The following is a 12184-nucleotide window of genomic DNA, read 5'->3' as shown; positions in this document are numbered from 1 at the left end:
CCAACTGCAACACCTATTGCATAACCAGAAATTAATAACCCTGCTAATGTGATGCCTATGTCAAAGTCCTTTGCAATTGAAGCTAATAATCCTACTGGAACGAATTCAGTTGTTCCGATACCAAAGGCACTGATTGCAAGTGCCCATAAAGCAAGTCTTCCTCTTTTCTCTGAGTCATCAGCTGTATGTGAATGATTCATTTATAGTTCCTCCTTATTAATGTTTCTATTAATAGTGTTCAAGAAAATCGGTAATTTACTTACCAGTTTTCCTTGCAAGCCTTATTATGCGCTCAAGGTTAAATTAAGAACAGTACGCACTTTAAAGTAATGTAGGCACTTTTTAGTACCTATATCTATTTAAGAGAGGCGGATGTAAAGTGATGTATGGTACCATACATTTAATTAGTTTTTCAGATATGTACACACACTTAAGATAGATAGATTCTTTTTGGATCCCATAAATAGATAAAGGAGGAAACAATATGGCCTACAATATTCCAGTCGAAGCGACGCTTGATGTAATAGGTGGCAAGTGGAAAGTAGTCATCATGTGTCATTTGATTAAAGAAGAACGACGCACCAGTGAATTAAAAAAACTCATGCCGACTATTACACAAAAAATGCTCACTCAGCAGCTACGTGAGTTAGAGCAAGATGGTGTGGTAAACCGTATGGTATTTGATCAAGTACCACCAAAAGTTATTTATTCTTTAACTGACTATGGTTGGTCTTTGCGTCCGATATTGGATGCTATGTGCGCTTGGGGAGAACATCATATCGAGGTTGTTGAGGAAGTGGCAAAGCATTAAACAAGTTAAAACCCCCACAGAAAAATTCTGCGGGGGTTTTCCTTTATATTCAGTTACCTAACGCGTCTGAAACTTTGTATAATTCCAAATCGATATCCAAGTCTTCATTTAGTGCTAGCTTCGCCAGTTGATTTCCTAGAAACGGTCCTACTGTTAAGCCTGAAGCACCGAGTCCATTCGCTAGAAGAAGTCCTGGGTAGCCCGGCACTTCTCCGATTACAGGAAGAAAATTCGGAGTGAATGGTCGATAACCTACACGTGTTTCAACGAACGTACTGTCACTTAAACCTGGAGCAACTGACATTGCTTTGCTAAACACTTCATGTAACCCTCCTGCAGTGACACGTAAATCGAACTTTTTATCGTCTTCATGTGTAGCTCCAATCACAACTTGACCGTTATCAAAAGCAAGAAGGTATTGATCATTTGGTGGCATGACTACTGGCCAATTATCGGTTTGCACATCTTGTAAATGAAGGTGAACAATTTGTGCTTTCTGTGCGGTCAATTGCAAATCAATGCCAAGTGGTGACAATAGTTCATCCGCCCATGCTCCAGCAGTAATGATTACACTGTCTGCAACGTAACTCTCTTCATTTACTCGGATTCCTGTAACTTTAGAATCTTCTTGTTCAATTTCAGCTGATCCGTATATGAACGTCGCTCCATGTTTTTTCGCAGCATTCATCAATACTAGTCGAAGTGCCCTGCCATTAACACGAGCGGCTCCACTAACGAATACCGACGCAAATTCTTCTGACAGTGGAGGAAATAATGAAGCCGTTTCAGTCGCTGTAACTTGGCGTACTGTACCGATTTCTGGAGCGTCTTGCCTCCTCAAAACTGCACGCTCTTCCATCTTGATTAATTTCTCATGATCTGTATGGAGACTGATAGCACCAACTTGCTTATATCCCGTATCCCCTTCTCCATCTTCTTCAAGAAGTCGAATCAGCGTTTCATAATAGGCAGCTCCACTTTTCGCGAGAGAATACCAAGCTTTATTGCGTCTTTGCGAAAGCCACGGACAAATAATACCTGCAGCAGCATCCGTAGCCTGTCCCGGATCTTGCCTATCCACTACAGTTACACGTGCACCAGATTTCGCTAAATGATAGGCAGTCGAAGCACCTAAAATTCCAGCACCAATTACTATAATCTCTTTCATATAAGCACCTTTTTCAAATAGATTTCTACCTTCTATCTTACACAATATGAGGTTGCGGAACCAAAATGAAAGGTGCGTGAGTTGAAAAGGAATATAACTCCTATGAAAAAATGACACAATTAACAACCCAGTTACATGTCATTATAGAATTTATCCACAAAGACGCGATGAAACTAGGCTGTTTATTTAAGATGTAATGTACGAAATATCTCTATGATTAGCGATAATGTGGGTAGATGAGTTAGTCTAGAAGTGTAGAAAATCAATTTAACACAAACAACGCAACCTTCTTTTCCCAGTTTTTAGTTAACCTACTTCTTCATATGGAAACATGCCTTGATAGTGATTTAATAATGTATCAAGTTCTTGACTGCATGCCACTACTAAAGCATGGGTATAGCCCAATTGTTTTGCTTTTTTATACATGTCTTTCTTTTTTGAATTGATTTGTTTGAGCAAAACATGTTGTTTATAGACTGTTTTCGTTCTCATCATGTGTTTAACCTCCAATATGCTTAGTAGCTTTATAGTTGGGATATTTCATTTATTTGTATCAGTACAAGATTTATTTTGTGAATTGTTCACTCTTTCGAAAAAATTATTTCCAAATTTAAGTATTACCTATTTATCCAGAAATTTACTCAAGTAAACATAGTTTTTAAAAAAAGTTTTCACTATTGATTGCTCATAATTATCACATCATGTTCCGAGAATGGAGAGATCTTGAAGAATGACTCAAAAATGGATGATTTACGGAGCGAATGGATATACCGGAGCATTAATAGCAAGAACTGCAGTAGCCCAAGGACTAAATCCAATTTTGGCAGGTCGTAGAAAAGAAGAGATTCATACTTTGGCGAATGAATTGGGGCTGGAATCTCGTGTATTTTCATTAAATGAGCCCGATCAAGTTACTTCAGGACTTAGAGAAATAGATTTAGTTCTACATTGTGCAGGTCCCTTTTCAGCCACTAGTGCTCCCATGATTGAAGGTTGCCTTGAAATGGGTTCACATTACCTTGATATCACAGGTGAAATTAGCGTGTTTGAGCATGCCCATGAATTAAAGCAAGCGAAACGAGCTGAGGATGCTGGCGTTGTTCTTTGTCCTGGTGTAGGCTTTGATGTCATTCCAACCGATTGTGTAGCGTTAAAGTTAAAGGAATTACTTCCAGATGCTACGCACCTTTCTCTTGGATTTGACTCAGATTCTGGTATTTCACCAGGTACTTTCAAAACGATGATTCAAGGTCTTGGAGGCTCAAGCTCTGAGCGTAAAGATGGCATCATTACCGAGGTACAGCTTGGCAAGAAAAGTCGAACCATAGACTTTGGAAGAGGACCTAAAACTGCCATGTCCATTCCATGGGGTGACGTCTCAACAGCTTTTCACACAACTGATATCCCAATTGTTGATACGTGGATTCCAATGCCCTCCTATAAAATTGCTGGTGCTCGTTCTTTAAAATGGTTCCGTCCACTTTTAGCAACTTCAACGATTCAACAAATTATGCATAAGTGGGTTGACCGCTCTGTACATGGACCTGATGAACTAGCTCGAAGGAATTCCCCTGCTTATATTTGGGGTGAAGCAAGAAATGCAGGTGGAGAGACACGTACTGTTCGCATTCAAACCGCTAATGTATACAACCTTACTGTTTTTGGCTCATTAGCAGTGGTCAGTCGTTTACTTGATATGAATGTTAGTGGAGGAAGTTATACACCTGCAACTTTGTTTGGAGCGAAATTGATTGAAGAATTGCCTGGGTCAGGGAAGTTTCAAATTTTTTAATGTAGTACGACTCTAGACACAGGGGAACGGTGTGTCTCTGCAGAGGAATGGTGTCCGCCTCCAAGCGAATGGGCGGAAATGTAGTTTTGTTGGGCGGAAACCCTAGTTATTTGGTCGAAAACGTAACTTAGTTGGGCGGAAAATCATCTAGAATGGGCGGAAACATTTCTAAGTTGGTCGAAAACCTTTCTGTATCTAGAAAAACTTAAACAAAAAAACAGGTCGAGAATATCTCTCGGCCTGTTTCCTTTTCTCTATTAAAGTTCATCTATTGCTTCTTTTAGTATTTCATACGAGCGCATTCTAGCAGTTTGATCATAAATATATGTCACCGCTATTAACTCATCGACTTGGAATTTGTCGAAGAACTTTTTCGCTTGTCCTTTAATGGCTTGTTTATCACCTTTAAATGAATAAACAGACATGCCGCGAACAGCACTTTCTTCGAAGGGACTCCATAAGCCATCCATTGAATCCACTGGAGGTTGTAAGAAATCCTCTGATCTTCTTACTACATTTAAATAAAATCGATTTGTTGTAGTAGATAGCTTTTCAGCTTCTTCATTCGAATCCGCCGCAACAACATTTACGCAAACCATGACATACGGTTCCGCTAAATACTCAGATGGAGTAAATTGATTGCGGTAGATGTGCAAGGCTTCTTCTAATTGTGTAGGTGCAAAGTGAGCTGCAAATACATAAGGCAAACCCAATCGCGCTGCTAATGAAGCACTTGAAGTACTTGAACCTAAAATATAGATTGGTACATGAGCATCTACACCAGGAAAAGCACGAACCGCTCCTTGTTGATCAATTGACTTAAAATAATTTTGCAATTCTTCAACATCTTGCGGAAAAGCAAAAGCTGTTTCTTGTGTTGTTCTTCGTAAAGCATGAGCCGTTCGCATATCCGTCCCTGGCGCACGTCCAAGTCCTAAATCAACTCGCTTTGGATACATCGCTTCTAGTGTTCCAAACTGTTCAGCAACTACAAGAGGTGCATGATTCGGTAACATAATTCCACCTGAACCCACTCGAATGGATTGTGTATTCTCCAATACATGTCCAATCAAAATAGATGTGGCAGAACTAATAACTGTGGGCATATTATGATGCTCTGTTAGCCAATAACGAAGGTAACCTAATTTTTCTGTATGTTGAGCGATGTTGACCATATCGCCAATCGCTTCTTTATGAGTAGACCCTTCGCGTACAGCAACTAAATCTAGTACGGAAACAGGGATAGATTTATATTCTTTTGTCATAATATTATTCCTTTCGTAAATCAAAGTATCATCCATTGATGGTATATCCCTTTAAACTAATCTTCAAGATATCTGCTTACGAAAAGGAAGGTATTTATAACAAAGTAACTCGTTGCTTCAATTCATCTGACCAGCGCCAGTCACTTATTTTAGCTGCATCGGTAACGTGATACGGTTTGCTAGCACCCACAATTGCAGATGTTACGACCGATTGATTAAGAATCCAAGCTAAAGAAAACTGCGATAGATTCACATCATGTTCTGTTGCTGCTTGTTTGTATTCTTCCACCTTTTGAAAATTTTCATCCTTGAAATAATTTTGTATGAGCCTTTCACCTCTAGCAGCTCGACTTCCTTCTGGCACGTCGTCACGCGAAGAATATTTTCCAGATAACATCCCCCGAGCCATAGGACTATACACTAGAAGACCCACATTTTCAGATACACAATACGGTACCACTTCGTTTTCTATTTCTCTCGATAATAAATTATATTGAGATTGAGATGAAACAAAGTGCTCAAGTCCATGCAAATTGCTAATACCGTTTGCTTTTGCTATTTGCCAAGCGGCATAGTTGGAACAACCGATATAACGCACTTTCCCTTGTTTAACCAAAGCAGTCAAAGTAGACAATGTTTCTTCAAGAGATGTCTCGTCATCAAAACGGTGTACTTGATATAAATCTATGTAATCGGTTTGAAGTCTTCGCAAAGAATGTTCGACTTCGCGCATGATATGAAATTTTGACAATCCAGCATCATTCGTATCTTTCCCCATAGGCAATCCCACTTTTGTTGCCAAAACGATTTTGTCTCTTCTTCCTTTTATAGACCTACCAATAATCTCTTCAGATTCTCCAGTTCCATATAAAAATTGTGCATCCTGACCCTTGCCATAAAAATTAGCTGTATCAATTAAGTTGATTCCTGCATCAATAGCCGTATCCAAAATCTCAACAGAAGATTTTTCATCAATCCATCTTCCGAATGCCATGGTTCCAAGGCTCAAGTTTGAAACGCGCAATCCACTAAACCCTAATTTCGAATAAATCATCTAACTCCTCCTATTAACTTCCTACTTGTAATATTCAATATTAGGTAGTCTACTCCCTTCAAATTGGAGATAATTTGAGAAATAAATTGCATCTTTTTACAATTCCATAAACTATAATATGAAAAATATCCCTTTATTCCGCAAAGAGAATTCAGTACTTTCTGATATCGTTCTTGTCTCAGGCTATATGCACGCCTTTAATGGGAAGAATGACACTTTAATGAAACAATTCCCGTACAATCTTACTTCATTTAGTAGGCATGTTCGTTAAAAAGAATTATAATAAAATGTAGTCATGATTCACATGATAACTAGTGATGCTTACTTTTCTACGTAAGATGTAAGATAACATAGAATGAAACACTTTCAGGAGGAATAATCATGTTAAAAGATGTATTTATGGCTTTATCAAAAAACCAATTGCTGACGAGTGCAGCAAAAAAATATGGTTTGAAGTTAGGTGCACAAACAGTAGTAGCTGGAACAAATGTCGAAGAAACTATTAAGAGTATTCGTGAATTGAATGCACAAGGCATTAGTGCTACCGTTGATAACTTAGGCGAATTCGTTTTTGAGAGATCAGAAGCGTTAAAAGCAAAAGACAGCATTCTTGAAGTAATTGAAGCCATTCATGCAAATGGTGTGGACGCTCATATTTCATTAAAACCTACTCAAATCGGACTCGATATTGATTATGATTTCTGCTATGAAAACTTACTTGAAATCGTAGCTGCTGCAAGTAAATACGATATGCATATCAATCTTGATATGGAAGATTACGGACATTTACAACCTTCATTTGATTTAATGGATGCTCTTCTAAAAGACTACAACAATGTTGGTACAGTAATCCAAGCCTACTTCGATAGAGCGGAAGACGACATCGAAAAATATAAACATTTACGTTTACGCATCGTAAAAGGCGCATATAAAGAGCCTGTTGAAGTTGCTTTTCAAACGAAAGAAGAAATTGATGCAAACTTTATCAAACTTATTGAGTATCATTTACTTAATGGTAAATTCACTTCAATTGCAACCCACGATCATCATATAATCAACCATGTGAAAAAATTTGTCGCAGAAAACGAAATTCCAAACGACAAATTTGAGTTCCAAATGCTTTATGGTTTCCGTAAAGATATGCAAATTGATTTAGCTAAACAAGGCTATAATTTCTGCACATACGTGCCTTTCGGCGACGACTGGTACGGATACTTCATGAGAAGATTAGCAGAACGCCCGCAAAACTTGAACCTTGTTGTAAAGCAAGTCTTCAATAAACGCACAAACACTGCTATCGGTGTATTTGCAGGTGCACTCGCACTAAGCCGTTTGACTTCTAAAAAGAAAAAATAATATGAAATGCTGTTCTCTTTTGAGGACAGCATTTTTTCTTTTACTAATTGAAACAAAACACAAAAGAAGCATGCATCTTCCCTTTCAGGAAATACTAATGGAAAGAGGAGGAATTGATTGTGGCTAGAAAAGATTTGAATGAATTTAAAAATCAGGTTATGGAATCTAAAGGATTCGGGTTGAACTCTGCTTCAGGTGAAGATGTAAAATACGAAATTGCCAATGAACTTAGAATTCCATTAAATAAAGAAGATAACGGAAACCTCACATCCAAACAGGCCGGAACTATTGGCGGTCCCATTGGTGGCAACATGGTCAAAGAGATGATAAAACTGGCTCAAGCACAGTTCTCCAAAAATGAGCGTCTGTAACACCTTCTCAGCAAATAGTTAATAACCAAATGCCCAGTCAGTTGTGGCTGGGATTTTAATTTTAAATACTGTATCATACATAGAAATCAACAAAGATAGAGTACGCCATAATTGGGCTCCCAACAATATTCATCACACAGACATATCATTAAAACATGACACTTAAAGGAGAAGATACTTTATGGGAATCCATAGATTTTTTACGAGCATGAATGACTTAGAGCGAATTATTCGTTGTCCTGGTAAGTTTAAGTTTGAGGAACATAATGTAGCCGCACATAGCTGGAAAGTTTCCCAATACGCTATGTTTTTTGCAACCATAGAAGAGAGAAATGGGGAAACCATCGATTGGAAATCCCTTTATGAAAAGACCATAAACCACGATTTTGCGGAAGTATTTATTGGAGATATTAAAACACCTGTCAAACACGCATCTCCCGAACTCAAACAAATGATTGCACATGTTGAAGAAAAAATGATGGAAAAATTTATTTTAGAAGAAATACCTGACGATTTTCAACCGATTTTCTTCCATCGAATGAAGGAAGGAAAAGACGCTTCCATAGAAGGACGTTTATTAGAATTTGCAGATAAACTCGATCAATTTTATGAGTCCTTTTCAGAGTTGAAACGAGGCAATACAGACCCCGAATTCGTTTTAATGTATCAAGAAGCTTTAACGAAATTATTGAACTTGCCACTGCCAGCAAGTGTGGACTATTTCCGGAATGTCATGTTAGAAGATGTAAAACGTGAAGAAACTGCCCTTGATGTAAAAGCATTTACACAAAAGGTATTGAATAGTTAACCGTCGAAATTGCAAAAAAGCTCAGAAAAAAATTTTCTGAGCTTTTTGTATAATCAATAATCCGTTTCTCTTGATTGTAGTCCTACTGATGAAGGTTTTAATACGACACATTCGTAATGAGAGAACTGTTCCCTCAATCGAGAAGCTACTCCCTCTTCATCGCCTTTTTTCGTTGCAATAAACAGAGAGGGTCCTGCACCACTAATGGTCGAACCGTGTGCCCCCGCTTCCTTACATGCTTGGCGAATGGCTTCAAAATCTGGAAACTTATTTTTTCGGTAAGGTTCGTGGAACGTATCTTTTTCCATCAAGCGACCCGCAGTTTCCCAGTCGCCACTGGCAAGTGCAGCAGATAACACATTGCTTGCTGCACTTCCACGCGTTGCAACACAATGCTCGAGCATTTGTGGCAACAGCCCTCTCGACTCCGTTGTAAGAAATTCTGTTGGTGGCACCAGGATTACTATACCGATTTCCACTTGTGGTACATGGATTACCTCAAGCTCCATCCCGTCAAAATATGAAATCGTTAATCCACCTAAAAAAGATGCCGAAACATTATCGGGATGACCTTCCATTGAGGTACCGATTTTCACTTTTTCTATCATCGGCAAGTCTAATCCAAGTATGCGGTCTGCAATTTCGATGCCTCCAGCAATAGCGGTGGCGCTACTACCGAGCCCTCGACCAAGAGGGATATCCGTTTCCACTCGCAGTTTTGCAGGTGACAGTGGAAGATTAAACATTTCAGCAACTGCTAGGGCTGTTGACACGATTAAATTATCTACTCCACTTGTTAAATGTTGATAGCCTTCATCGCAATAGTCAACTGTCCATTCAGAAGCTGGGGAAACGTAAATCGACAAGTGAAGGTCTAGAGCCAATCCTATTGAATCAAACCCAGGACCAAGATTTGCAGTCGATGCTGGAACGCTGACTGAAAATTCTTTCCAGCTCATGCTTTCACACCCTTCTTCAAATCCTCCCAAAAGCGTTCCATATCTTCAGGTACGAGAAATGCTTTGTGTTCATTAACTGAAATCGCAGTTTCTGGATCTTTCAAACCGTTTCCTGTTAATATCGCCACAACAGTCGATCCTTTTTGTAACATTCCATTCTCCACTTGCTTTTTGATTCCTGCAATTGACGCACATGACGCAGGTTCTGCAAAGATGCCTTCTGTTGAAGCGAGTAGTTGATACGCTTCTAGAATTTCTTCATCCGTTGCAGCCAAAATAGTTCCGTTTGATTCGTCAAGTGCTTTTAGCGCAAGTTTCCAGCTTGCTGGATTGCCGATTCGAATAGCTGTTGCTATCGTTTCTGGATTTTCTACAATACGATTATGAACAATTGGAGCCGCTCCTGCAGCTTGAACGCCAAGCAATGTAGGTCGCTTCGTGCCATTTTTCAATGCGTATTCACTAAATCCTTTCCAAGAAGCAGATATATTCCCTGCGTTTCCTACCGGCAGAGCCAAAACATCAGGTACTTTATTTAGCTGATCAATAATTTCAAACGCAATTGTTTTCTGTCCCTCTAAACGATATGGATTGACCGAATTTACTAGAGCGATACCATCCTCTTGACCCACTTCACGAACCATTTCAAGTGCTTCGTCAAAGTTACCTTTAATCGCAAGAATCTCTGCTCCATACATTTTTGCTTGAGCAAGTTTGCCGAGTGCGATACGACCTTCTGGAATGACCACAATTGTTCTCATGCCTGCTCTCGCTCCGTACGCTGCAGCTGACGCAGAAGTATTACCTGTCGATGCGCAAATAAGAATGGACTTACCCTCTTCTTTCGCTTTCGCCACTGCCATCACCATGCCTCGATCTTTGAAAGAACCAGTTGGGTTTGCCCCTTCTAATTTCACATGAAGATCAATTCCCCATTCCTCAGATAAATTCACAAGATGAACTAAAGGCGTATTGCCTTCTTGTAATGTTAACTTGGGTGTATCTTCCGTCACTGGAAGCCATTCTTTATATTGTTCAATCAATCCTGGCCAATTCATGCTGACTCATCTCCCTCGATGCGATAATGGCTAATGACACTTGCTAAACCTTTTAAATCTTCAATCACATCTAGATGTTGCTGCCTAGAAATTTTATGTGTGACAAGAATGATTTCAGCCATCCCCTCAGTTCCTGCTGGATGCTGCTTAACTGATTGAAGGCTGGCATTATGATTGCTGTAAATGGCTGTCAAATTCGACAAAACACCTACTTCATCTTTTACAAGTAAACGATGGAAATACTTCGCGTAGCGATGATTTGCTGATTTGATGACTCTATCATGCTGCGCCGCGTGCAATCGTTTACCATTTACTTCAAGTAGCAAATTGCGGCATGCTGCGATAATGTCCGAAACGACTGAAGTTGCGGTTGGTAGAGAACCCGCACCTGGTCCATAAAGCATCGTTTCACCAACTGCATCTCCATATATGTATACGGCATTGAATTCATTATTTACAGAAGCAAGCAAATGTGAATTTGCCAAGAACACTGGCTCCACTGCTACTTCGATGCCATCCTTATTTTTTTTCGATGAACCAACCATCTTCATTGTATAGCCAAAGCTCTCTGCAAGTTCCATGTCCCCGTCTCTAATTTCTTTCATTCCTCTAACTAAAACGTCGCTAAGATGAACTTCCGTTGAAAATGCAAGAGAAGATAAAATGACCATTTTCCGTGCAGCATCTACGCCATCAACATCTGCTGAAGGATCAGCTTCCGCGTAGCCAAGTCTCGTTGCTTCTTTTAAGGCAACTTCATAGCTCATATTTTCTTTTTTCATTTTCGTTAAAATGAAATTAGTTGTTCCGTTGACGATTCCCATCAAACTTGAAATCCTATCTGATGCGAGACCATCTTCCAATGTACGAATTATCGGGATGCCCCCTGCAACACTAGCTTCATAAAATAAATCGCATTTTTCTGCATCTGCCAACTTCAATAATTCGTGTCCATATTCCGCCATCACGTCTTTATTTGCAGTCACAACTTGTTTGCCTGCTAGAAGAGCTTTTTCAATTGCTTTCTTCGCTTCTTCTATTCCACCCATCACTTCAACAATGATATCAATAGTAGGGTCATTTAAAATTTCTTGTACATCTGTCGTAAAGACGTTTGAATCTAGAGTTGAGAATCGTTCCTTATTTTCATCTTTAATCAAAACCTTTTTAATAGAAACTGGAACACCCAATTTGTGATGCATATCTTGTTGATGTTGTTGTAGGATTTTTGCTACTCCACTTCCAACAGTTCCAAGCCCTAATAAACCAATCGAAATTTCATTTTTCATGATAACTCCCCCTACTATTTGTACACCCTGAAAAAACAATTGTATTTCTCATAAACACATTATAGTATTATACTATGATAAATAACAACCCTTTTCCAATTAATGATAGATGGGACTTGATGACGATGAAAGTTTGTAAATTTGGAGGAACATCTGTAGCAAGCGCACAACAAATCAAAAAAGTCGCGGCCATTCTAAAAGCAGATCCTTCACGGAAAATTGTCGTGGTCTCAGCTCCTGGTAAAAGGTATGA

General features: G+C 39.2%; 13 protein-coding genes and 1 pseudogene. 6 read left to right on the top strand and 8 right to left on the bottom strand.

Going from position 1 to position 12184, the window contains the following annotated elements; translation table 11 throughout:
• Positions 1–200: pseudogene (locus tag WBG45_RS16040) on the bottom strand (MFS transporter); the annotation flags it as partial.
• A gap of 284 nt (positions 201–484) precedes the next feature.
• Here WBG45_RS16040 and WBG45_RS16035 point away from each other — a divergent pair.
• Entirely contained in the window at positions 485–811 is a 327-nt protein-coding gene (locus WBG45_RS16035; protein WP_424416086.1) for a winged helix-turn-helix transcriptional regulator, read from the top strand.
• A gap of 49 nt (positions 812–860) precedes the next feature.
• On the opposite strand, the gene WBG45_RS16030 is transcribed toward WBG45_RS16035, so the two are convergent.
• Together WBG45_RS16030 and WBG45_RS16025 are read right to left on the bottom strand one after the other, a co-directional pair.
• Positions 861–1979, bottom strand: a complete 1119-nt coding sequence (locus WBG45_RS16030; protein WP_424416085.1) for an NAD(P)/FAD-dependent oxidoreductase — start codon at positions 1977–1979, stop codon at positions 861–863.
• Positions 1980–2285: 306 nt separating this feature from the next.
• Entirely contained in the window at positions 2286–2471 is a 186-nt protein-coding gene (locus WBG45_RS16025) for an aspartyl-phosphate phosphatase Spo0E family protein (protein WP_424416088.1), read from the bottom strand.
• A 238-nt stretch (positions 2472–2709) separates the two neighbouring features.
• Here WBG45_RS16025 and WBG45_RS16020 point away from each other — a divergent pair, with 238 nt between their 5' ends.
• On the top strand, positions 2710–3771 hold the full coding sequence (locus WBG45_RS16020; protein WP_424416084.1) for a saccharopine dehydrogenase family protein: 1062 nt from the start codon (positions 2710–2712) through the stop codon (positions 3769–3771).
• Positions 3772–4028: 257 nt separating this feature from the next.
• Here the strand turns inward: WBG45_RS16020 and WBG45_RS16015 are convergent, their stop codons facing one another.
• Positions 4029–5036: an LLM class flavin-dependent oxidoreductase gene (locus tag WBG45_RS16015; RefSeq protein ID WP_424416083.1), complete on the bottom strand. Its 1008-nt coding sequence runs from the start codon at positions 5034–5036 to the stop codon at positions 4029–4031.
• Positions 5037–5130: 94 nt separating this feature from the next.
• Positions 5131–6090 carry an aldo/keto reductase gene (locus WBG45_RS16010; protein ID WP_424416082.1) on the bottom strand — a complete coding sequence of 320 codons (960 nt, stop codon included), beginning with the start codon at positions 6088–6090 and terminating at the stop codon, positions 5131–5133.
• A gap of 381 nt (positions 6091–6471) precedes the next feature.
• On the opposite strand from WBG45_RS16010, the gene WBG45_RS16005 reads away from it, so the two are divergent.
• From WBG45_RS16005 to WBG45_RS15995, 3 genes are all read left to right on the top strand, one after another.
• Complete coding sequence (locus WBG45_RS16005) at positions 6472–7446, top strand: proline dehydrogenase family protein (RefSeq protein ID WP_424416081.1); 975 nt, start codon at positions 6472–6474, stop codon at positions 7444–7446.
• Positions 7447–7565: 119 nt separating this feature from the next.
• Positions 7566–7817: an alpha/beta-type small acid-soluble spore protein gene (locus tag WBG45_RS16000; RefSeq protein WP_424416080.1), complete on the top strand. Its 252-nt coding sequence runs from the start codon at positions 7566–7568 to the stop codon at positions 7815–7817.
• A gap of 181 nt (positions 7818–7998) precedes the next feature.
• Positions 7999–8625, top strand: coding sequence for an HD domain-containing protein (locus WBG45_RS15995; RefSeq protein ID WP_424416079.1), 627 nt, complete (start codon positions 7999–8001; stop codon positions 8623–8625).
• A 53-nt stretch (positions 8626–8678) separates the two neighbouring features.
• On the opposite strand, the gene thrB is transcribed toward WBG45_RS15995, so the two are convergent.
• From thrB to WBG45_RS15980, 3 genes are read right to left on the bottom strand one after another with little or no spacing between them, the layout of a single operon-like run.
• Entirely contained in the window at positions 8679–9584 is a 906-nt protein-coding gene (thrB, locus tag WBG45_RS15990; RefSeq protein WP_424416078.1) for a homoserine kinase, read from the bottom strand.
• Positions 9581–10642: a threonine synthase gene (thrC, locus tag WBG45_RS15985; protein WP_424416077.1), complete on the bottom strand. Its 1062-nt coding sequence runs from the start codon at positions 10640–10642 to the stop codon at positions 9581–9583. Before thrC ends, thrB begins: the two co-directional genes overlap by 4 nt.
• Complete coding sequence (locus WBG45_RS15980; protein WP_424416076.1) at positions 10639–11931, bottom strand: homoserine dehydrogenase; 1293 nt, start codon at positions 11929–11931, stop codon at positions 10639–10641. The genes thrC and WBG45_RS15980 overlap by 4 nt, the downstream gene beginning before the upstream one ends.
• A gap of 125 nt (positions 11932–12056) precedes the next feature.
• On the opposite strand from WBG45_RS15980, the gene WBG45_RS15975 reads away from it, so the two are divergent.
• A partial coding sequence (locus WBG45_RS15975; protein ID WP_424416087.1) for a hypothetical protein occupies positions 12057–12184 on the top strand: 128 nt, incomplete at its 3' end.

Origin of the sequence: Paenisporosarcina sp., assembly GCF_049671445.1 — a bacterium.
In the GTDB taxonomy this organism is placed as follows: domain Bacteria; phylum Bacillota; class Bacilli; order Bacillales_A; family Planococcaceae; genus Paenisporosarcina.
This window is presented reverse-complemented; position numbering and strand designations above follow the sequence as displayed.

Excerpts from the sequence above, each read along its gene's own strand:
- WBG45_RS16035 (WP_424416086.1), top strand. The coding sequence starts at position 485 with ATGGCCTACAATATTCCAGTCGAAGCGACGCTTGATGTAATAGGTGGC.
- WBG45_RS16015 (WP_424416083.1), bottom strand. The coding sequence starts at position 5,036 with ATGACAAAAGAATATAAATCTATCCCTGTTTCCGTACTAGATTTAGTT.
- thrC (WP_424416077.1), bottom strand. The coding sequence starts at position 10,642 with ATGAATTGGCCAGGATTGATTGAACAATATAAAGAATGGCTTCCAGTG.
- WBG45_RS16005 (WP_424416081.1), top strand. The coding sequence starts at position 6,472 with ATGTTAAAAGATGTATTTATGGCTTTATCAAAAAACCAATTGCTGACG.
- WBG45_RS16010 (WP_424416082.1), bottom strand. The coding sequence starts at position 6,090 with ATGATTTATTCGAAATTAGGGTTTAGTGGATTGCGCGTTTCAAACTTG.
- WBG45_RS15995 (WP_424416079.1), top strand. The coding sequence starts at position 7,999 with ATGGGAATCCATAGATTTTTTACGAGCATGAATGACTTAGAGCGAATT.
- thrB (WP_424416078.1), bottom strand. The coding sequence starts at position 9,584 with ATGAGCTGGAAAGAATTTTCAGTCAGCGTTCCAGCATCGACTGCAAAT.
- WBG45_RS16020 (WP_424416084.1), top strand. The coding sequence starts at position 2,710 with ATGACTCAAAAATGGATGATTTACGGAGCGAATGGATATACCGGAGCA.
- WBG45_RS16030 (WP_424416085.1), bottom strand. The coding sequence starts at position 1,979 with ATGAAAGAGATTATAGTAATTGGTGCTGGAATTTTAGGTGCTTCGACT.
- WBG45_RS16025 (WP_424416088.1), bottom strand. The coding sequence starts at position 2,471 with ATGAGAACGAAAACAGTCTATAAACAACATGTTTTGCTCAAACAAATC.
- WBG45_RS15980 (WP_424416076.1), bottom strand. The coding sequence starts at position 11,931 with ATGAAAAATGAAATTTCGATTGGTTTATTAGGGCTTGGAACTGTTGGA.